The organism is Clostridium ragsdalei P11 (genome assembly GCF_001675165.1).
GTDB lineage: Bacteria > Bacillota > Clostridia > Clostridiales > Clostridiaceae > Clostridium_B > Clostridium_B ragsdalei.
In genome coordinates, this window is the sequence record NZ_LROS01000009.1 from 28,837 (window position 1) to 49,047 (window position 20,211).

Below are 20,211 nucleotides of genomic sequence, written 5' to 3' on the forward strand. Positions count from 1 at the left end.
CAAAATGGGAGATAACAGTAGCTACGCCCCTAGATAATTCATCTAAACTTAGTGGGAGAAACAATCTCCCACTAAGTAAGATTCATTGATATGTACATCAGAGTGGTAATCGTTACCTGACCAAATCATGATTTGGATTCTCTGATTGAAAGAAAAGGCATTTTTTATAAGTAAATGCCTTTTCCAAATATCTATACAAATTGCTTGTTTTTAATATACACTCTAAAGGCTATCTCTTCTACAAGTGAAAAAATACTAGATGTTATAAAATACAATCCAAGTACTATTGGAGCTTTAATTGTTATTAAAAGTCCAATTACTCCAGGAAGTATTGCTGACATCTTATTGTACTGCACTTCCTTATAGACTTTAAAATAATCTATAGAATTTACTAGGCCAGGCAGCATTGAAATGATCGAATACACTATAGGAACTATAAAATAACTATCGCTTAATTTTATTGAAGATACCCAAGGTATAAGCACTGTACCTGAAATTACAGGCATGTTTATAATGGTTTTATAAAGCCCCCCTATTATAGGAAACTGAATAATTGTAAGTAAACATCCCATCATACTTTTTAAATTATCCTTATAACAGTTTTGTATTTCCTTTTCCATCTTAAGCTTATCATTTTTATACCTAATTTTTATGTCTTCCATCTTTTTAGCAACTTTCTGCTGCTTTAAAATGCTGAACCTTTGTTTCATAGACATAGGCATCAAAAGTACCTTTATAATTAAAGTGAGAACAACAACTGCAATACCCCAATCTCCTGTAAAATTAAATACGTGATTGAGCAAAGCACCCAGTAAATTAAAAATAATGTTCATATAATATCTCCTATCTATAAATTATTATATTTTAAAACATTATTTTTAAATAAGGCTGTGTAAAATATATCCACACTTTATATTTTTCGTAACTCACATACTGTTTTATATATAATTTTTTTGGATAACCCAATGCCCTTAAAACTATACATTCTATTAAATTATATCTAATACTTTCTCTTAAGCTTTTATGTACCTGTAAAACACCAGAAAAAACTGCAGTTATACACATAAACAACAGAATAAAGTAGAAAATATTGAAAAAGTCCATGTTCATGATAAACATTCCTTTAAAATAAATTATATATCAAATACTTTTATTTGATATTACCATATAATGATTTTATATTCAACACAAACCCTTTATTTATGCTAATATAACCATAATATCACAAAAATATTATTTAAAAATAAAAATTTTTGTTGTACCTTACCTTACGTCATGTGTTACAATAATTTAGGCAGAGGTGATAAATAATGACTTCCCATAAATCAGAACTAGTAAGTATCGGCAAATTTGCCCAAAAATCAGGTGTTACCTTGAGGACTTTAAGGTACTATGACAAAATAGGTCTTTTAAAACCCTGTGCATATACTGAGTCTGGTCACCGATTATATAATGTTGAAGATTTTGGTAAGCTTCAAAAAATACTTACTCTTAAATTTATAGGTCTTTCACTTGAGGATATATCTAAAATAATGAACTATGATTTAAATCAAGGTGATTTAAAAAGATCTCTCCAAATACAAAAAAAGATAATGAAAGAAAAAATATACCACATTGAAGCTGTAATAAAATCCATAGATGAAGCTGTGCATATGCTTGACAATGACAAGGAACTCAATTGGAACAAGTTTATAAACATAATAAGCATAGTAAATACAGATCAAAAGTGGATGGAACAATATGAAAATGCCTCTAATTTAAAAGCCAGAATAAGAATTCACGAACTTTTCAGCACCAATAAGCGAGGATGGATGAAATGGTTTTTTAATCAATTAAATATTCCTTCCAAAGCTTCTATTTTGGAACTTGGATGTGGTAATGGGGGGTTATGGCAAAAAAATTTGGATAAAATTCCTGAAGGCTGGGACATTACTCTTACTGATTTTTCCCCTGGAATGCTTCAGGATACAAAAAATAATTTAGGCATCAATTCAAAAAGATTTACATTTAAAATAGCAGATGTACAAAATATACCTTATGAGGACAATAGTTTTGATGTAGTAATAGCAAATCATGTATTATACCATGTAGGTGATGTAGACAAATCCCTTTCAGAGATTTATCGTGTTTTAAAACCTAAGGGCTATTTTTATGCCTCAACTGTAGGTAAAAATCATATGAAGGAAATGAGAGAAATCGTTAAAAAATATAACTTTAAAAATATAACTACAGATAGTTTTAATATTACAGAAAGTTTTCAACTTGAAAATGGTCTGTTAAAACTCTCTAAGTGGTTTAAGAATGTAAAAATGAAAAGATATAGTGATAACTTAAAGCTAACAGCTGCATCTCCTCTCATAGACTACATATTTTCCATGCCCGGTAATATAAAAACTACATTTGACAAAGATAAACTTGAATCCTTTGCAGAATACTTGCAGTCTGAAATAAGCAAAAATGGGTATATTTATATAACAAAAGATACTGGTTTTTTTGAAAGTAGGAAATAGTTTTATACATCAACCTACAATCTAAAAATTTATATAATAAACAACGAAACGAAATGAAAGGATTGATTATAAATGAATAAAAAAATACCATTCTCACCACCAGATATAGGTGAAGACGAAATAAATGCAGTTGTAGAAGTTTTAAAATCAGGATGGATTACTACAGGTCCAAAATGTGCTGAATTTGAAAAAAAGATTGCTGAATATTGTAATAGTGATAAAGCACTGGCTGTAAATAGTAATTCTGCTGGACTAGAACTTGTATTGAAGGAATTTGACATAAAAGCAGGAGATGAAGTCATAACTACTCCTTATACTTATACTGCAACAGCAAGTGCAGCGATACGCAGAGGAATAAAACCAAAGTTAGTAGATATAGAAAAAGATTCTTTCTTAATTGATTTAGAAAAATTGGCAGATGCTATAACACCTAAGACAAAAGCTATATATACAGTAGATGTTGCAGGAGTACCTATAGATTATGATGCTGTTCGCAAAATATTAAAGGATAAAAATCGTGAGGATATAATTTTTGTATCGGATTCCGCTCACTCTTTTGGTGCAAAATACAAAGGCAAAAGAGTTGGTTCTCAAGCTGATTTCCATGTTTTCTCCTTTCATGCAGTAAAAAACTTTACTACTGCTGAAGGTGGTGCAATAACATTTAACGAGAATGATAAATTTGGTAAAAAAGACTTATATAAGGATTTTAAGTTGGAATCCCTACATGGTCAATCAAAAGATGCTCTTTCCAAAATGCAGGCAGGTGCATGGAAATATGATATAGTCACAGATGGGGGTAAATGCAATTTAACTGATATATCTGCAGCTATAGGTTTGGCGCAATTTCCAAGATATGAAGAAATGCTAAAAAAACGTAAAGCTATATTTGATTTATATACTAAATTTTTAAGTGAAAAAGATTGGGCTATAATCCCATTTAAGAAAGATGCTATACGTGAAACTTCATACCACTTATATCTTCTTCGCATAAAAAACTTTAGTGAAGATCAAAGAAATGAAGTAATAAAATCCCTTGCGGCAAAAGATATAGCTACTAATGTCCACTATACTCCTTTGCCTATGTTTACACTTTACAAAAATTTAGGTTACGATATAAAGGATTATCCAAATGCATATAATCACTATGCAAATGAAATTTCTGTACCAGTTTATTCTCTTCTTAAATTAGAAGATGCCGAATATGTCGTTAAAGAATTAATTTCTGCTGTAGAAAAAGTAATGAAATAAATTGAAAGAGAGGACAAAAAATGAAAGTTAATTTTTTTACACCTACAAGAGAATACTTAGAAAAGAAAGAGGAATTTAATAAGGCTATATCAGCTGTACTTGAAAGTGGAAGTTTTATATTTGGACCTCAAGTATCAGAACTTGAAGAAGAAATAAAAAAATATACAGGTGCCAAACATGCCATAGCTGTAGCTTCTGGAACAGATGCACTTTTAGTTGCTTCCCATGCACTTGGATTTAAAGATGGAGATGAAATTATAACTTCCCCTTTTACATTTTTAGCTTCAACTTCTTGTATAGCTAAATTAAATGCAAAACCAGTTTTTGTTGATGTAGATGAAGATACTTTTAATCTAGATGCAAATAAAATAGAAGAAAAAATAACTTCAAAAACTGCAAGTATATTACCAATACATCTTTTTTCACAGATGGCAGATATGGATAAAATAATGGATATAGCATCCAAGCATAATTTAAGCGTTTTAGAAGATGCTGCAGAAGCTTTTGGTATGCAGTGGGGAGGTTCCTCAAGTGAATACAAACATTCTGGTACTATAGGAGATATTGGTATTTACTCATTTTTCCCAACAAAAACGCTAGGTGGTTATGGCGATGGAGGCATGATAGTAACTAATAATGACAAGTTAGCTGAAACTGCTAAAATGCTTAGAGTACATGGTGCTTCTAAGAAATATCATTATGACTATATAGGATATAATTCAAGACTTGATTCTATTCAAGCTGCTGTACTTTTAGTTAAGCTAAAGTATATAGACAATGCACTTAAACAAAGACAAAAGGTAGCTGATTGGTACAAAGAAAGACTTGCTGATTGTGACTATATAAAACTTCCTACAGTTAAAGGAAATCAAAAACCAGTATATTATGCATTTAATACATTAGTAGAAAAAAGAGATGAACTTGCTGCATACTTAAAGGAAAATGAAATTGGAACTAGCATTTATTATCCAATCCCTCTTCATCTTCAAAAATGCTTTGATTATTTAGGCTATAAAAAGGGTGATTTCCCTGTAGCTGAAAAACTTTCAACTAAAGTTTTAGCTCTTCCTATATACCCTGAAATAACTGAAGATGAAGTTAACTTTGTGTGCGAAACCATTAAAAAATTCTATACAAAGTAACATTATACAAAAAGCAGTATTTAGTTTTTACACTAAGTACTGCTTTACAAAATTAAACACATTTTCAAAGCATTATATATATTTTATCTGAGAGTGTAAGCTCTCCAGGATTCCAACACCTTTTAGGACATTTCATAATCTTGTATGACATATGCAAATCATTTATGAACTTATAAAATTCATTATCAAGCCAGGGAGGAGTCCAGCTTCCCGACCTACATATGTGAATGACATTTATGTTCTTATTCACTAAATGATCCACCTTAGGATATTTTATAGAAAACGATTTATTTATTTCCTCAAATTCACTTTTTTCTTCATAAGTATAAGGACTATAAACTATACTTGCCTTTTTTATAATACTGTTTTTTAAAAGTTTTCCAAGCCAATTGGCACAATTCAATTCAAAATCAAGTGACTTCATTCCACCATAACCCAAATCAGAATGTGCATCAAAATTTATAACTTCATCACAATTATTGTTTTGAGCTATGAAATAAGAAAACTTATGGGAGTCAGATACATATACCTTAGCTTTACTTTCTATGGAAAAACATTGTTTTATTTTACTCCAAAAGCCTTTCAGTTCATTACCGGTTCTAACTGTTTTTTCAATGTTTTCTCCCATTTGCCTATTTTTAAAATATCTCCTATACCACAATATAATATTTGTTCTCTTATTCTCAATATAAGAGCCGCACCATTCCTTTCTTACAGGAATAAAATAATCCCAATCAATGCTGAGAAGATTTTTTTTCATAGCAACACACCTCACATATAACTATAATGTTACACCTCCAGCATGAATTTTTAAACCTTTGAAATACTAATTTTTAACATAAGACATCCACATATTTCTTATATTTTTATAATATTCATCCTTAGTAATATTATAAAGTACATTCATTTCTTCAATGTGAATGCAGTGATAAAAGTCAGAACTACTAGGAGGTCCATTTTTTATAATGTGATATAAATCATAGGATGTGAAGTTCCCTATATCATAATAAGGCAGTATATATTTTAAGCTTAGAAGTCCTTTATTCCAGTATCTTTTAGCCACGTTAGAATAATATATATTTTGAGGACAGTGTACACTGCTCCAATCATATAAACCTATCAATGTAAATATATACCCGTTTAATGTATAGGTAGATGTTTTTCCCACATACTGCTGAAAAAATATCTTGTCTTCAAGGCTTTTATCTAAAGCACCTAGATTATCCATAACACCACCTTCTGAAACAGGCGTTAAAAGATATTTAAGCACTCTCTGCCCTGCATTTATATACTTTGAATTTTTAGTTAAATGATAGGCTCTAGTAAATACACTAAGTGCCTGACCCTGGGACATACTTGAAGCCCATCCTTCATTTAAGCATTCATAATATCCAAATTTGAACTCATATCTTAGAGATCCATCCTTTTTTATACTCTTTATTAAAAAATTCGCTGTATTTAAAAATTTATCTTTATTAGCTCCAGTATCCATATACCCATCATATAAATAAAGTGCATATTGGCATATAGTAACTGCATTGTAATAAAATTTGCCATTGTATTTTACCATAGGTATGCCGTTTTTATCATATTTAAAACTAGGAGACTCAATATAAGCCCAATCTGGCTGATAATTAAAATACTTTTTTACAGGATTATATTCCCCATATAATGTGTAATTACACTTATTGCTTTTATAATAATCCACACCATTTTTGCCAATATTCAGATACTCGGAGAGGAAAGAATACTTATTCAAAACAGGCACTTTTCTCTCTGCCAGCAGCTTACATATTTTTGCTTCATTTATAATACTTTTAGGCATATTCTTATTTTCTAAAACTGTATTATATCCTTCTATAGCTTTTGAATACTTTTTTTGATTTTGCAATCTTCTGCTATTTTTTAGTATGTTTTTCGCTTCATTTTCAGATACTTCACCCACTTTTAAAAGCCTTTGCTGCTCCAGTAAACACAATTATGTTAATAACCAAAATTATAACTGTACATATTATCTTTGTAATTATATTTTTCTTAAATTTCATATTTTCTCCTTTTATGACTTTCAAATAATATTAACCTATTATAACTTCTAATATTATTTTCTAATACATAAAAATATATTCTACACTTTAATCATCGCTTTCCCATTTTATATATATAAAATCAATAATATGGAATTACCTTATTTCTACCTGTATGCTTTGCTTCATATAGAGCGATATCTGCACTTTTTATAATTTGTTTAACATTATTTACAATATCAGGATAAGTTGTAACCCCAATAGATACAGAAATATTAATTTTTTTACCTATGGATAGTATAAACTCATGCTTTTCTATTGCTTTCCTTATTCGTTCACCAATTTCTATAGCTTGTCTATTAGGACAGTCTATTAATAATATTGAAAACTCTTCTCCACCGTTTCTTGAAATTATATCAAAAGATCTGCATACTGTTTTGAGTATTAAAGCAATTTGTTTTAGCACTTCATCCCCTGAAGGATGACCATATGTATCATTAATTTTTTTAAACCAATCAATATCTATCATAATAAGTGAAAGCCTTTCTTTTCTTTCAACTGCCCTTTTAGATAAATCGTTAAACAAGTTGTTGAAATTTCTAACATTATTAAGCCCAGTTAAAAAGTCTCTGCAGGAATCTTCCTTAAACTTCATAAACAACAAACTTGATTGATTTATATACTCGCAAAGATAATATATTATAAATCCAAATATAATTGTTAAAATTGAATATATAATAAAGGTTTTGTAAATTGTACCATTGATTTTTACAGGTGACGATACTATATTCATAAAAAGAAAATGTAAAATCAAACTGCTGCTAATCATGCATATCCATTTTTTTGTTTTCTGTACACTGCATTTAGAAATAATCCCACAGCTAATACTTATACTTAATATTGTAATTGACATAAGTAATGTTTGATAATTTATTAGCCAAAATACTATTGAAAAGAAAGAAATTACTACCCCTGTAATAAATGAAGATAAAAAGCCGCCGTTTATTGCTGAAATAAGTATAGCAAAATTTTGAAAATCTACCGGTATGTAACCTTTATCTTCCATAATAAAAGGTATCAAAAATCCGCCTAAAACCCCTGAAGTAATTCCATATAACACTCTTGTCCTTACAGGAGACGATGGATTTAATAAATGTTCCTTATTTTTAAAAAATTGACTCCATATAAAAAGAAATGAAATGAAAAGAAATACACTATTAAGTAAATGTCTTGTAATAAATAAATAATTATTTATAGGGCAACACCTCAAAACTTGGAAATTCCACCCTGTTTAATAAAGAATATTATAAGAGTATCTTACACATTTTAACTTATTTTTTATATACATTATTATTTAGGACGAAATAAATATTTTGTTCTAAAAATGATGATTTTATACTCATTTATTTTAATTTAATTTCATAAATTGAAAATAATTACATACTTTATTCCATTTTATTGAAAATAATAACATTACTTTGATATTATTATTATAATAATTGGATTTTACGCAATATTATGTTATAATTTATAATACAAAATATTTATAATGTACAATTATCTTGAAAAGAGGAAACTAAATGGAAAGAAAAGGTGATAGAAAAGTAAAATATCTTACCCAAGAAGAAGTAAAAGATCTTTTTAAAGCCATTATTAATTTAGATAGTACACATGCAGTTAGAGATTTAGCAATTTTTAGAGTTGCTTATAGGTGCGGCTTGAGAGCTTCAGAAATTGGTTTAATTAAATTGGAAGATTATAATGCTTCCAAAGGTGCAATTTACTGCAAAAGATTAAAGGGCAGTTACAATAATACTATAAGACTTGATACTAAAACTAAAAATGCATTAGATACGTATATACATGAAAGCAAATTATCATTTAATTCTGAATTTTTATTTAAAAGCCAAAGAGGGAAACCAATTTCCAGACAAACTCTTGATTATATGATGAAAAAATATTGTTCCTATGCTAATATTTATGATAAAAGTAAATATCATTTTCATTCTATAAAGCATACTACAGCAGTTCATTTAGCAGAATCTGACATGGACATAAAAGAATTACAATGGTGGCTTGGGCATAAATCTGTTACAAATACAGAAATATACTTTCAATTTACAACAAAACAGCAGGAAAAGATGTATTCCAAGCTTGAGGCAAAAAGTGAAATGGTTTAAAAATATATAATTGCTGCATTTTGTCGATATTTTAATTTTGAACTTACTTATTTAAGTTTTTATTAAATCTAACAGCATACGTTAAATATGGCTCTCCAAAATATTCTTCTTTATCTTTTTTATATCCATGTTTTTTATAAAATGAAATGGCTCTACTATTTCCCTTAAAAGCCCATATTACAATTTCTTTATAACCATATTTAAACGCCTGTTGCTCTGCAAAGTTAATTAATTGACTTCCAATTCCTCGATTTTGATAAGCCTCCGAAATATAAATACGCCAAACCTCAAAAGCCCCTATTTTATCATTGTCAACTGTATCTCCAATGGATAATAATGCTGCAATATGCCCATTACATTCATAAACATAGTTTGATAATCTACCAGATAAGAAATCTGCTTTCAATCTCTTTTCCCTATTAAAACAACCATTATCATTGAGCAATTGTTCATTTACATAACCATCATATACAGATCTCCAATTATCATTGACAATTTTACAAACAATTTCTATATCTTCTTCTTGAAGCAAACGTATCATTTAATTAATTTCCTTTCTAAATTGGAATTTATTCTTATTATTTACATACACCAACCCATGTTCCAGAAGTTACTTTTGATAATTCTTCTGGGGTAATTTTTACATCAGAGTTACATGAGCTAGAATTTATAATTGGAATTCTGAAATTGGAATAACTGGTTTTGGATTTGCAGAATGTTCTCCGATAATTTTCTCCATCCAAATCATATCATACCAGTTTCCAAACTTATATCCGCATTTTGTAAAATGTGCAACTTTCCTATATCCTAAATGCTCATGAAAATATGTACTGGCATTGGTAAGATATGTATTTTCAGTAGATGTATAAGCTATACACGCATTGAGATTAAGAATATTTTGTCTCTTTAATATTTCTTCCAAAGCTAAATACAATTTTTTGCCTACACCTTTGCCTCGACAATCCTGACTTAGATATATAGTAGTTTCAACAGCCCAATCATATGCAACTCGCTCCTTAAATGACGAAACATATGCATAACCAATAATCTGATTGTTATCTATTGCTACTATATATGGATATTTTTTTAATATATTATTAATTCTCTCAGTAAATTCTTCAACAGATGGAACATCATATTCAAAAGATATTGCAGTATTCCTTACATAAGGTGCATATATAGCTAAAATTTCTTTTGCATCTGCTTTAGTTGCCATACGTATTGTAACGCTTGTCATTATCCTACCTTCTTTCCCAAAATATAAATAATCTTTAATTGTCACTCTCTTAATTTTTCTGTGCAAAGACAATTATACTTCAAAGTTCAAAACATTATTCAATAGATTTACTAAGTATTACCACTCATTAGCCCTGGATATATTTCTTAATCCACTGTCTTAAAAATTGTAGTTGTTCTTCGGTATGAAAATAATGCTCTCCCTGTTCCATAACCTGTAAATTACAGTTGAAGCATTTTACAAATGAAGCTACCACATCAAACTCACATAAGTTGTCTTCTGAACCATAAAGAATTGAAGTTGGCTTATTCCAAGCAGCAATAGGATGTTCTTTTACATAACAGTAGTAATCCCAATAGAGTGTTTGTCCAATAGGTGTCGAAATTTCTTTTTCTGATTTAAGTCTATTCTCACTTACATTAAACCATGTCATCATATTATTTATAATACGTTCCATATTTACTACAGGAGATAAAAATAAGCACTGTTTGATTATCTCATCTTTATATGCTAATAGAGTGAAATATGCCCCAATACTACAAGCAAATACACTTATATTATTTGATAATGACTGAGCATAATTCATAATAGTATTAAGATCTTTAACACAGTTTTGAACTTTACAAGCATAGGCTTCATTCTTGCGATCACCATACTCAGGTAAATCAAAACTAAGCACTTGATAACCTATTGCTATTGCCTCTTCTGCAAATATAGTAATGGCATCGTCTTCCTTATTTGACATATTACCATGTACCGCTACAAATAATTTATCGGATTTCTTACCCCACAAAATTGCAGGAATATTTTCTATTTTTAATTTACTCTTTATCATTGTATTCTCCTTCATATCTTTCTTTATACCTTTTATTATACATAAAATATAGTATAAAAATCATTTTTAATATATCTATTATAACTCCTAATCATATACCACAAATTATGTTATATGTAAGTTTTTATATTATTTTTTGTTCTAATGTATTGTTTTTATGATATAATATAAAAAACAATACATAACTTTCAGGAGGAAAAAGTGATGGTTGTGGATCCAATTAGAGATAAAAATAAGATAGACGCATTGCTCATGCATTTAAAAGATAAAAGTGAAAGAGACTGGCTGTTAGCAAAATTTCAATTAAACACGGGATTAAGGATTAGTGACGTGATTAAAGTTAGAGTTCAAGATCTAATGACTTCCTATCTTAGTTTCAAGGATGATCTTGTGATTCAAAAAAAGAAAATCAAATTAAATAACAGCCTTAAGAAAGCTCTAAATGCCTATATAGAGCATAATAATCTTGGACAAACTTTTTATATTTTTCAGAGCAGAAAAGGCTTAAATAAACCCATAAGTGTCACACAAGCTTATAGAATTCTAAAAGCTACAGCTGTAAGTCTTCATATAAAGAATTTTGGGACTCACAGCTTAAGGAAAACATGGGGATACTGGACTTATAAGGCGAACAGATACAATATTGGTCTTATTATGTATACATTTAATCATTCATCAAAAAAGATCACTCTTAGATATATTGGGATAACTCAGGAAAATAAAGATGAATTATATTCTTTAGTTCAATTTTAATTTATCCGATGACTACCTGCTCTAATATTCCCACGCACACAGCGAAAGCGACTATCACCAAATCAAAGATTTGGGATATCTGCTTTTCTCCAAGTGGGAATAAAGAGCATCTACGTCCCTGGATAACGATTTCTAAGCATCATGTGGAGTCAAAACTCCATCTGATGCCAAGAACTCTGTTTATAGCACTTGTATAATATACTAAAAATTTTATGGGGATATAAGCGAACAAATTTTTTAGCAGTTAATAGGCCAAAATTTAAAAAAAATTTACTAGGAGGACTCTTATATGAAAATAAAAAATGCTTTAGAAAAAAACACTAAACAAGCTATTGTAAACAAAATCGTTAATTATCTTGATAAAAACCCAGGAGAAAATGTAGATAAGATATTTTCAGCTATTAAAATGCTGACAAAAGATAAATCTGCATTAGCTCAGATTGAGTTTGTTGAGAATTACTACAACAACGATAAATCCAAACATGAATTTATCCAGGATATTTTAAAAAATACAGATACTAAATGTTTAAAGAAGTTTTTTACTAATTTTTTTGCAAATGCAAATTGGTATGCTGGCCCTAAGAGACAAAAATACATGGATGAAGAAAATACTAAAATACCCTTTGTCATGCTTTTAAGTCCATCCATGAGGTGTCCACTTCACTGTAAAGGATGTTATGCTTCAAGCTACAGTAAAAAAGATGATATTCCCCCTGAAGAAGTTGATAGAATTATAGGAGAAGCAAGAGATCTTGGAATTTATTATATTATCATTTTAGGTGGCGAGCCTTTCTTCAATGATTATCTTTTGGATATATATGAAAAATACGACGATGTAATGTTTACACCATTTACTAGCGGACTTTTACTTAATGAAAAAATTGCAGATAGAATCAAGAAATGTGGTAATGTAATACCTATGCTTTCAATTGAAGGATTTGAAAATGATACTGATGCTCGTAGGGGAAAAGGAACGTACCAAAAAGTTTTAAAAGCTATGGACATGCTCCATGAAAGAGGTATATTATTCGGAGTATCTTCAGCAGTTACAAGAACTAATATAAACACCGTACTCAGTGATGAATTCACAGATATGTTGATTGAAAAAGGTTCTAAAATGAGCTGGTACTTTTTATTCATGCCTGTTAATGGCGAAGATGAAGATTTTAATATGATGCTTACAGCAGAACAGAGAGATTACCTTGGAAAAAGAGCTAGAGAAATAAGAGCTAATAAACCATATTTCACTTTAGATTTCTTTAATGATGCTCCATATGTAGGTGGGTGTATAGCAGGCAAATATTATTTTCATGTTAATTCAAAAGAGGATGTTGAACCTTGTATATTTTCTCACTTTTCAACAGTTAACTTAAAGGATAGGCATTTAATTGATGCTTTTAGGGATCCTTTTTTCAAAAAGCTAAGATCAATACAACCTTATAATAAAAATATGTTAAGACCGTGTATGATGATAGATAACACAAACGTTATAATTAATGTATGTAATGAAGTTGGAGCAAAGCCTGATGATTCTGGAGCAGAAAAAATGCTTCATGACGATGAATTTCATAAAAAAATAACAAAATCAGCAGAAGATTTTGTACCATATGCAGAAAAAACATGGGATGAAGTTTTTAAGAAAAAAGGTAATGATAATTTTGCTAAGGGATAAGGCAATGCTGGAGAGCAGCCTGAGCGTTTATTGCTGTTCTTTACAGAAATCGATAAACCTCAGTGATTTGGGGACAAAGTCCCCAGGTTAAGCTCCTTTATTTAAGTATTTCAACATTTTCATAAATGGTTTTCTTCTCATTGGGTGAAATAACTTTATCTGTAATATACGCTATTAAAATAATCACAGGTATATCAATTGCATATCGGGTAATCATAAATTTCCATCCCATTACTGATGCTTCAAATAATGATATAGGTATTTTTGTAGCAGACCATGCTCCTATAAAAATTAGCACGTTGAAAAATGCACTTTCCTTTTTCATCAAAACTGCAGCAAAAGGGAAAGAAACATATACCGGTCCAGCAGCAAATGAACCTAATAAAAAGGCAATAATCATACCTTTTAACCCTGAACCTTTTCCCATAAGTTTTATCATTGTTTCCTTTTGTACCCAAGCATCCAAAAGCCCCATCAGAATAAAGATCGGGGGCATAATAGCAAGCAGTTCCTTTAAATTATCTGCCGTTCCTTCCAACGAATTTATTCCCAATGAAGGTTTTACTAACAATAAAATTAAATTTATTATTAAAATAATACCAAAAGTTCTATATCTTTTTAATATTCTTTTCATCATATTAACACTCCCATCACAAAAGCAATTGCAAAAGAAAACACAAGGGCAAGTGAATTTCTAACATATGTGGCTTTCTTACCCCAATATTTTGATTCAATAGGGATTGTAATAATTCCAACCATGACTGACGTTGATATAAGCATTGTTATTTGAGCCATGCCAGCCCCATTTTTTAACAAAGTAGCTGCTAATGGAAATGTGACAAAACCAGGTATTACAGTACAAGATCCAATAAGTGCAGCTAACGCTAAACCTAATATACCAGATTGATGACCCATTATTTTTGAAATGACCTGCGGGCTTAAAATAGCAAGCATAATTCCTATAATAAACAATATGGAAAGGAATAACGGCAAGATATTTTCAAAAGACTTCCAAGCTTTTTTTAGAGCCAGTAAAGTTTTTTCGTGGCTTTTAATTAATGATATAAATAATAGAACAAGCATTAAAAAGTATAATCCCATAGTAAACATAAAATTCTTTTACCTCCTCATATAATTAGTTGTGTAAAATTAAGCACTATAGTGTAATAAATATAATAGTGTATTTAACACTATTAGCATACATCTATTTTTTGATAGTGTCAATAACACTAATATATTATTTGCAATAAGGTGTATAAAGTAATATAATGTTATTATACTATAAATAAAAAGGAGATATTCTATGGCTGGTAAAAGAAAACAATCTCGTCATCTTCCTGCATTTATTTTATTGACACTAGCTGAAGGTTCTGCATATGGTGGTGCAATATATACTTCACTTATAGAAAATATACCTGATTTTCAGTGTGATCAAGGAGCTATATACCGTACTCTTAAGCAGCTTGAAGATGATGGTGCAGTAATATTTTCGTGGGATACAACTAATTCAGGACCTGCAAAAAAAATCTATACTATTACTGACACCGGATTAAATCAACTTGATGATTGGAAAAATGATATAGAAAAAAGAATCCTATATTTAAAATATTTTTTAGATAGATATAAGAATTTAAATAGTTAAACTATGAAACTCAATGCCATGTTTTCATACATGAAGTTAGACATAAAGCCAATAGTAGGATTAGATCGTTAACATGGATGATATACTTTGAATACTAATTTATTATCTTGCTTATAAGCTTTTATAAATCCACCATGAAGTTTTACTATGTTTTTAACAATTGATAAACCTAAACCGCTGCCTTCTTTTTGTCTAGATGAGTCTTTTTTATATAATCTTTCAAAGAAGTTTTCCAGATCATCCTTTGAGATTGGATCATTAGGAATGTTTGACACTGAAAGTACTGCATAAGGCGTATTATTAAAAATTTCTTTACTAATATCAAACTCCACAACTGTATTTTCTTTGGAATATTTAAATGCATTACTTAAGAGATTATTCACCACTCTTAAAAATAAATTAGGATCTACTTCAATATAAATAGATTCCTGGGGCAGATTAATTGAAAGCTTTAATCCCTTTTGTGTGAATTCGTCTTCCTCTTCTTCAGCTATCTGTCTTGCAAGTTCATTTAACTCAAGTTTCTGCTTTTCAAGTATGATATCATTTGAAGAGAGCTTTGAGTATTCAAAAAAATCATCAAGCATGTTTTTTAAATAAATACCTTTCTTATCCATTATGTCAACGTAATTATCAAGCTCACTTTTTGACCCATACTTGTTATTTTTAATCATATTTATATATCCAAGTATAGTAGTTAATGGAGTTCTCAAGTCATGAGATATATTGGTCATGAATTCGTTTCTGCTTTTTTCTTCTTTCTCAATTTTTGAAGCCATGTAGTTTATGTCTTTTGCAAGTTCACCTAATTCATTTTTGTATTTTAATGGAACACGATTGGATAAGCTGCCTTCTGCAATATTTCTAACTGTTGATTTTATTTTAGATATATAGGAAATACGCTTCCATATGAGCAAGAAAAAAATAATTGCAAAAGTTACAATCCATAGTATGCCTACACTGTTTTCAGTGTCTAATTTTCCATAACCTATATATATATAATATAAATAGTATCCATCTTTTAAGTAATCACATCTGGTTATTTTACATAAGTTATCTCTACCAGTATTTAAAAATTTAAATGTATTTTTACCGTCTACAATTTCATGAATATCTATATTTTTAATTTCTCTATTATTTGCAGCTATTACTGTTCCATCTTTTTTTACCACAAAAATATAACATGACATATCAAATTCTCTATCCATATATTTTTGTAGTTTGCTGGAATTATTAATATCCATGTTTTTTAAATCATCTTCAATCCTAGAAACCATATGAGCATGTATATATATAGGAGTGTCTTTAGAATTATTCAAAAATGATCCTAAAATATATTCCTTTAAAAAAACTACAAGCATAAATGATATAAGTCCAGAAACAATTGCGCAAAAAACTAATTCACTCCTAAGCTTAAATATTCTTTTTAATTTTAAAGTTACGGAAAATAGTATTATAACAATAATAAGTTCAAATATCGTTCTCAATTTTATAACCAACTCCCCAGATAGTTTTTATATATTTGCCCTTCTTAATGTTATCACCTAGCTTGTTCCTCAAATTTTTAACATGCATGGTTACAGTATTGTCATTTTCCATAAATGTATCTTTCCAAAGCATTTCATAAAGCATTTTGGTTGAGTACACCCTGCCTTTATTTGATGCCAGTGTGTATAAAATTTCATTTACAAGCATTTCTCTTATATCTTTGTCATCATCTATTATCAATATATTTTCTTTCATAACCATCACCCAATTCAAAATTATATCACTTTTTATTTATACATATTTAGAAAACAGCTAATCAAGATCTCTCTTTCCAAAAACATAAGTACTTAAAAACATCATAACTAAAGTCCACAGAAGACATACAATCAAAACAAAACACACATTTATACTACTAGCAAGTTTTAAAGAAATATCTCCGGATAAGGTACCCAAACTATCAACTATATATGGGATAGGTAAAAACTTTACAAAAACGCCATATTTAGCTGCTGCAAGATATTTACCTGAAAAACAAAAGAGGTACCAAAATTGTGTTCCTGCAATTAGTATGAAGCTTGCAAGCGATGAAATAAGTGAATTCCTGCAAATAGTTGATATAAACATAATTATTGATATAATAGCTATTGAAATAACTATTAAAATTAATATAAGTTGAAGAATTACACTCCAAACAGGAATTATTGACATACTTCCACTTACGTACTTCATTTGAGAAGCCACTGGACTTAAAGGTAGTGATTTATCTAAAACATATTTTGCACCTACATCAAAAGGTAATCTACAATCTGAAAAGCCTAAGTGGATTCCAGCTTCCACTATAAATACTATGGTACTTATAATTATAGTGCCTGCATTTAAAATCACTGAAACAATAAACTTGGATGTTATGATTTTTTTTCTTGAAATAGGTTTAGTAATTAAAGCCTTAATTGTATTGGGTGAATATTCCCCTGATACTATATCAGATGACAATACAATAGGAATAATCAAAAAAAGCAATACAAAATATTGTAAAATACCTATAGCTGCATACATTCCCTTTGGTGCTAACTCACTTTTTTCTATATTGTGTTCTTTTTCATATTTCAATTGAAGTATTTTGTAATCATTTTTAGGATTATTTTCTTTTTCCAATTTTTGAATTTGTTTATCTAATTTTGATTTATCATAGTTATTTATTTGATTTAGCATGTCTTCTTTGTCATCTATTTCTTTTTGGGTCTCCAATATATCTCTAGAAATATCTGCCTTTTTAAATTCAGTATCAGCTTTAGTTTTGTCTATCTTTAGACTGTTAAGAAGAACTTTATCTTTTTGAATTTGTACTTCTACAGTATCTATTTTTGAGATTCTCATTAATCCAAAAGCTATTGTAACAATGAGAATGACAATAAGCGCAATTTTCTTTTTCATCATAACTCTTTTAAGTTCCTGCCATATATATTTACTCATCACTATCTTCCCCCATCATCTTTATAAATTTATCTTCTAAATTTTGCTTTACTTCAAAGAAACCTTCTATTTTTATTCCAGCCTCATGTAAATTTTTTAATATATCAAAAATATCATGTAACTCAGTATTTATTAAAATTGAAATACCATTATTTTCTACTTTTAATAATTTTACATCAGGTATATTTTGAATAATTTCTGATGATTTTTCTGGGAAATTAGTTTTTATAAACATATTTTTTTCACTGCTAGACTTTTCTTTATCACCTATTTCCTGAATATTAATAATTTTTCCGTCATCTATAAATACAATTTTTGTACATATATTTTCTATTTCACTTAAGATATGTGAAGATATAAAAACACTTACTCCTTTTTCTTTAGCTAAAGTGTTTATAGTATTTTTAAGTTCAAAAACTCCCATGGGATCCAGTCCATTTGTAGGCTCATCTAGTATTAGTAATGATATATTTCCCATCAGTGCTTCTGCAAGTCCCAGTCTTTGTTTCATCCCTAGAGAATATTTTTTTACCTTTTCATCAATTTTTTCACCTAAATTAGATGATTTTACAGCACCTTCTATTTGATCTTTTGTTACATCTTTAAGTACGCTTGATATATAATTTAGGTTTTGCCTTCCTGTCATATATCCATACATCACTGGTGTTTCCACTACTGATCCAACATTTTTTAAAGCTTCTTCTCTTTCAGTTTTAAGATTTTTTCCACAGATTATAACTTCACCTTCATCGGGAAACAACATGCTTGTTATAATCTTAATTAATGTGGTCTTGCCTGCCCCGTTTCTTCCTACAAAACCACATATCTCGCCCTTATTTATAGAAAAATTAACATCAGTTAATACCTGCTTTTTACCTCTCTTTTTAGAAATGTTTTTTAATTCTAAAACTTTCTCCGCCATTTTCATCATCCTCTTTTAATATATTTTATTTGCTACCAATATTTACAATTATAAAAGGTAAAAATATATTAAAAGTATATTAAAAATAAAGAAAAAATAAATTTATTACAAAAGGGCCCTACCTAAATATGGATATTAGTCAATTAATTTATGTCTTATTATTGGATTATTTGTTAGGTAATTTTTTGATATTTTCTCAGTATTTTTTCGAAAAAAATAAGACCTGCCGTCATAAGCATGTCTTGATTCTAATTGAATTTTCTTAGTTTCAATTCTCTTTTTACTCATAAAATTATCCTTCCAAATTTAATTTTTTTAGATACTTTAAAGATTCCAACTGGTCATTCGGGTAACCTTCCAAAATAAAAGCACCTTTATAATTGAAGATTATTATAACAAGCAATTGTATGAAAATCTTGTAAGTTAGGATTTTCTAATTCGCACTCCATTCTATTCCAACCAACCGATTGACGTAAATCTGCTAAATTCGAAACTGATATTTTCTCATTTATCCGATAATCCATTGCCTATCCCCCTATAATTTAATGTAATTCTAATTTTTTAATTCAATTGTTTGTATCTTTCCATCAAGATTTATGGTGACTTTTATTACTTCGTCTTTATCCTCCGTTGCTCCACCTGTACTACTTGATGTCATAGTATAAGTTCTTTTCCTTGGAGAGTTTTGCCCTATACTTCCACCTCCAGCACTACTTTTATACGATATTTGCAGATGTTTTACCGAAGATAAGTCAGATATATTTTTCTTATAGGTTACTGTAAATGTATCGTTAGAATTACCTTCATAATGTAGCTTGTCATCTTTCTTAGTAAATGTGTCTATAGAATTCACCTTATATTGGACAGTCCAAAATTCATTTTCTCCTTTATAAGTGTAGTTGTGTTTAATTACGTCTTTATTTGAACAACCTGCAACCATAAACAACATTATAGTGATTAAAATTATGGCTATTTTTCTCACACTATACTCCCCCACTCTTTTTTATAATTAATGAACAATATTCTGACACTATGAAAAGTTATTTTCATAGCCTTAAACTATTGAATTATATTATTTCATC

23 protein-coding genes are annotated in these 20,211 nt (G+C 29.1%); 7 read left to right on the forward strand and 16 right to left on the reverse strand.

What is annotated here, in order from left to right:
- Window positions 1-191: 191 nt before the first annotated feature.
- Complete coding sequence (locus CLRAG_RS04225; protein WP_065077244.1) at window positions 192-833, reverse strand: YidC/Oxa1 family membrane protein insertase; 642 nt, start codon at window positions 831-833, stop codon at window positions 192-194.
- Window positions 834-1,310: 477 nt separating this feature from the next.
- Between CLRAG_RS04225 and CLRAG_RS04235 the strand changes: the two genes are divergently transcribed.
- From CLRAG_RS04235 to CLRAG_RS04245, 3 genes are all read left to right on the forward strand, one after another.
- A complete protein-coding gene (locus tag CLRAG_RS04235) occupies window positions 1,311-2,510 on the forward strand; it encodes a MerR family transcriptional regulator (protein WP_065077245.1) in 1,200 nt (399 codons plus the stop codon).
- 72 nt (window positions 2,511-2,582) lie between these two features.
- Window positions 2,583-3,761 carry a DegT/DnrJ/EryC1/StrS family aminotransferase gene (locus CLRAG_RS04240; RefSeq protein WP_065077246.1) on the forward strand — a complete coding sequence of 393 codons (1,179 nt, stop codon included), beginning with the start codon at window positions 2,583-2,585 and terminating at the stop codon, window positions 3,759-3,761.
- Between the two features lie 20 nt (window positions 3,762-3,781).
- Window positions 3,782-4,903, forward strand: coding sequence for a DegT/DnrJ/EryC1/StrS family aminotransferase (locus CLRAG_RS04245; protein ID WP_065077247.1), 1,122 nt, complete (start codon window positions 3,782-3,784; stop codon window positions 4,901-4,903).
- 64 nt (window positions 4,904-4,967) lie between these two features.
- Here the strand turns inward: CLRAG_RS04245 and CLRAG_RS04250 are convergent, their stop codons facing one another.
- From CLRAG_RS04250 to CLRAG_RS04260, 3 genes are all read right to left on the reverse strand, one after another.
- On the reverse strand, window positions 4,968-5,663 hold the full coding sequence (locus CLRAG_RS04250) for an arginase (RefSeq protein WP_065077248.1): 696 nt from the start codon (window positions 5,661-5,663) through the stop codon (window positions 4,968-4,970).
- Between the two features lie 66 nt (window positions 5,664-5,729).
- The gene (locus CLRAG_RS04255) at window positions 5,730-6,848 is read right to left on the reverse strand and encodes a D-glucuronyl C5-epimerase family protein (RefSeq protein WP_065077249.1); all 1,119 of its coding nucleotides are present in this window, start codon (window positions 6,846-6,848) and stop codon (window positions 5,730-5,732) included.
- A 221-nt stretch (window positions 6,849-7,069) separates the two neighbouring features.
- Window positions 7,070-8,047 (reverse strand): GGDEF domain-containing protein, encoded by a 978-nt coding sequence (locus CLRAG_RS04260; protein WP_167351549.1) that lies wholly within the window; start codon window positions 8,045-8,047, stop codon window positions 7,070-7,072.
- A gap of 460 nt (window positions 8,048-8,507) precedes the next feature.
- Here CLRAG_RS04260 and CLRAG_RS04265 point away from each other — a divergent pair, with 460 nt between their 5' ends.
- Entirely contained in the window at window positions 8,508-9,107 is a 600-nt protein-coding gene (locus CLRAG_RS04265; RefSeq protein WP_065077250.1) for a tyrosine-type recombinase/integrase, read from the forward strand.
- Between the two features lie 43 nt (window positions 9,108-9,150).
- Here the strand turns inward: CLRAG_RS04265 and CLRAG_RS04270 are convergent, their stop codons facing one another.
- The 3 genes from CLRAG_RS04270 to CLRAG_RS04280 all read right to left on the reverse strand — a co-directional run bounded on the left by CLRAG_RS04270 (window position 9,151) and on the right by CLRAG_RS04280 (window position 11,179).
- Window positions 9,151-9,648, reverse strand: coding sequence for a GNAT family N-acetyltransferase (locus tag CLRAG_RS04270; protein ID WP_065077251.1), 498 nt, complete (start codon window positions 9,646-9,648; stop codon window positions 9,151-9,153).
- 126 nt (window positions 9,649-9,774) lie between these two features.
- Window positions 9,775-10,344 (reverse strand): GNAT family N-acetyltransferase, encoded by a 570-nt coding sequence (locus CLRAG_RS04275; protein WP_065077252.1) that lies wholly within the window; start codon window positions 10,342-10,344, stop codon window positions 9,775-9,777.
- A 127-nt stretch (window positions 10,345-10,471) separates the two neighbouring features.
- Window positions 10,472-11,179, reverse strand: a complete 708-nt coding sequence (locus CLRAG_RS04280; RefSeq protein WP_065077253.1) for an alpha/beta hydrolase — start codon at window positions 11,177-11,179, stop codon at window positions 10,472-10,474.
- 204 nt (window positions 11,180-11,383) lie between these two features.
- Here CLRAG_RS04280 and CLRAG_RS04285 point away from each other — a divergent pair, with 204 nt between their 5' ends.
- Both CLRAG_RS04285 and CLRAG_RS04290 read left to right on the forward strand, forming a co-directional pair.
- Window positions 11,384-11,932, forward strand: coding sequence for a tyrosine-type recombinase/integrase (locus CLRAG_RS04285; protein ID WP_065077254.1), 549 nt, complete (start codon window positions 11,384-11,386; stop codon window positions 11,930-11,932).
- A 289-nt stretch (window positions 11,933-12,221) separates the two neighbouring features.
- A complete protein-coding gene (locus tag CLRAG_RS04290; protein ID WP_065077255.1) occupies window positions 12,222-13,604 on the forward strand; it encodes a radical SAM/SPASM domain-containing protein in 1,383 nt (460 codons plus the stop codon).
- A 97-nt stretch (window positions 13,605-13,701) separates the two neighbouring features.
- Here the strand turns inward: CLRAG_RS04290 and CLRAG_RS04295 are convergent, their stop codons facing one another.
- A complete protein-coding gene (locus CLRAG_RS04295) occupies window positions 13,702-14,241 on the reverse strand; it encodes a permease (RefSeq protein ID WP_065077256.1) in 540 nt (179 codons plus the stop codon).
- Window positions 14,238-14,714: a permease gene (locus CLRAG_RS04300; protein WP_065077257.1), complete on the reverse strand. Its 477-nt coding sequence runs from the start codon at window positions 14,712-14,714 to the stop codon at window positions 14,238-14,240. Before CLRAG_RS04300 ends, CLRAG_RS04295 begins: the two co-directional genes overlap by 4 nt.
- 193 nt (window positions 14,715-14,907) lie before the next feature.
- Between CLRAG_RS04300 and CLRAG_RS04305 the strand changes: the two genes are divergently transcribed.
- Entirely contained in the window at window positions 14,908-15,246 is a 339-nt protein-coding gene (locus tag CLRAG_RS04305; RefSeq protein ID WP_065077258.1) for a PadR family transcriptional regulator, read from the forward strand.
- Between the two features lie 68 nt (window positions 15,247-15,314).
- Here CLRAG_RS04305 and CLRAG_RS04310 read toward each other — a convergent pair whose 3' ends face one another.
- The 7 genes from CLRAG_RS04310 to CLRAG_RS04330 all read right to left on the reverse strand — a co-directional run bounded on the left by CLRAG_RS04310 (window position 15,315) and on the right by CLRAG_RS04330 (window position 20,111).
- Window positions 15,315-16,733 (reverse strand): HAMP domain-containing sensor histidine kinase, encoded by a 1,419-nt coding sequence (locus CLRAG_RS04310; protein ID WP_207644785.1) that lies wholly within the window; start codon window positions 16,731-16,733, stop codon window positions 15,315-15,317.
- Window positions 16,717-16,989: a winged helix-turn-helix domain-containing protein gene (locus CLRAG_RS04315; RefSeq protein ID WP_242872088.1), complete on the reverse strand. Its 273-nt coding sequence runs from the start codon at window positions 16,987-16,989 to the stop codon at window positions 16,717-16,719. Before CLRAG_RS04315 ends, CLRAG_RS04310 begins: the two co-directional genes overlap by 17 nt.
- A gap of 57 nt (window positions 16,990-17,046) precedes the next feature.
- The gene (locus CLRAG_RS04320) at window positions 17,047-18,207 is read right to left on the reverse strand and encodes an ABC transporter permease subunit (protein ID WP_065077259.1); all 1,161 of its coding nucleotides are present in this window, start codon (window positions 18,205-18,207) and stop codon (window positions 17,047-17,049) included.
- On the reverse strand, window positions 18,200-19,135 hold the full coding sequence (locus CLRAG_RS04325) for an ABC transporter ATP-binding protein (RefSeq protein WP_065077260.1): 936 nt from the start codon (window positions 19,133-19,135) through the stop codon (window positions 18,200-18,202). The genes CLRAG_RS04320 and CLRAG_RS04325 overlap by 8 nt, the downstream gene beginning before the upstream one ends.
- Window positions 19,136-19,264: 129 nt before the next feature.
- On the reverse strand, window positions 19,265-19,417 hold the full coding sequence (locus tag CLRAG_RS20825; protein ID WP_167351550.1) for a hypothetical protein: 153 nt from the start codon (window positions 19,415-19,417) through the stop codon (window positions 19,265-19,267).
- An 86-nt stretch (window positions 19,418-19,503) separates the two neighbouring features.
- A complete protein-coding gene (locus CLRAG_RS20425) occupies window positions 19,504-19,653 on the reverse strand; it encodes a hypothetical protein (RefSeq protein WP_154104936.1) in 150 nt (49 codons plus the stop codon).
- A 29-nt stretch (window positions 19,654-19,682) separates the two neighbouring features.
- Window positions 19,683-20,111, reverse strand: a complete 429-nt coding sequence (locus tag CLRAG_RS04330) for a hypothetical protein (protein WP_065077261.1) — start codon at window positions 20,109-20,111, stop codon at window positions 19,683-19,685.
- Window positions 20,112-20,211: the final 100 nt, after the last annotated feature.

Bases quoted from the DNA above. Each gene is read 5' to 3' on its own strand.
- CLRAG_RS04225 (WP_065077244.1), bottom strand. From the start codon at position 833: ATGAACATTATTTTTAATTTACTGGGTGCTTTGCTCAATCACGTATTT.
- CLRAG_RS04235 (WP_065077245.1), top strand. From the start codon at position 1,311: ATGACTTCCCATAAATCAGAACTAGTAAGTATCGGCAAATTTGCCCAA.
- CLRAG_RS04240 (WP_065077246.1), top strand. From the start codon at position 2,583: ATGAATAAAAAAATACCATTCTCACCACCAGATATAGGTGAAGACGAA.
- CLRAG_RS04245 (WP_065077247.1), top strand. From the start codon at position 3,782: ATGAAAGTTAATTTTTTTACACCTACAAGAGAATACTTAGAAAAGAAA.
- CLRAG_RS04250 (WP_065077248.1), bottom strand. From the start codon at position 5,663: ATGAAAAAAAATCTTCTCAGCATTGATTGGGATTATTTTATTCCTGTA.
- CLRAG_RS04265 (WP_065077250.1), top strand. From the start codon at position 8,508: ATGGAAAGAAAAGGTGATAGAAAAGTAAAATATCTTACCCAAGAAGAA.
- CLRAG_RS04270 (WP_065077251.1), bottom strand. From the start codon at position 9,648: ATGATACGTTTGCTTCAAGAAGAAGATATAGAAATTGTTTGTAAAATT.
- CLRAG_RS04275 (WP_065077252.1), bottom strand. From the start codon at position 10,344: ATGACAAGCGTTACAATACGTATGGCAACTAAAGCAGATGCAAAAGAA.
- CLRAG_RS04280 (WP_065077253.1), bottom strand. From the start codon at position 11,179: ATGATAAAGAGTAAATTAAAAATAGAAAATATTCCTGCAATTTTGTGG.
- CLRAG_RS04285 (WP_065077254.1), top strand. From the start codon at position 11,384: ATGGTTGTGGATCCAATTAGAGATAAAAATAAGATAGACGCATTGCTC.
- CLRAG_RS04290 (WP_065077255.1), top strand. From the start codon at position 12,222: ATGAAAATAAAAAATGCTTTAGAAAAAAACACTAAACAAGCTATTGTA.
- CLRAG_RS04295 (WP_065077256.1), bottom strand. From the start codon at position 14,241: ATGATGAAAAGAATATTAAAAAGATATAGAACTTTTGGTATTATTTTA.
- CLRAG_RS04300 (WP_065077257.1), bottom strand. From the start codon at position 14,714: ATGTTTACTATGGGATTATACTTTTTAATGCTTGTTCTATTATTTATA.
- CLRAG_RS04305 (WP_065077258.1), top strand. From the start codon at position 14,908: ATGGCTGGTAAAAGAAAACAATCTCGTCATCTTCCTGCATTTATTTTA.
- CLRAG_RS04315 (WP_242872088.1), bottom strand. From the start codon at position 16,989: ATGAAAGAAAATATATTGATAATAGATGATGACAAAGATATAAGAGAA.
- CLRAG_RS04320 (WP_065077259.1), bottom strand. From the start codon at position 18,207: ATGAGTAAATATATATGGCAGGAACTTAAAAGAGTTATGATGAAAAAG.
- CLRAG_RS04325 (WP_065077260.1), bottom strand. From the start codon at position 19,135: ATGAAAATGGCGGAGAAAGTTTTAGAATTAAAAAACATTTCTAAAAAG.
- CLRAG_RS20825 (WP_167351550.1), bottom strand. From the start codon at position 19,417: ATGAGTAAAAAGAGAATTGAAACTAAGAAAATTCAATTAGAATCAAGA.
- CLRAG_RS20425 (WP_154104936.1), bottom strand. From the start codon at position 19,653: ATGGATTATCGGATAAATGAGAAAATATCAGTTTCGAATTTAGCAGAT.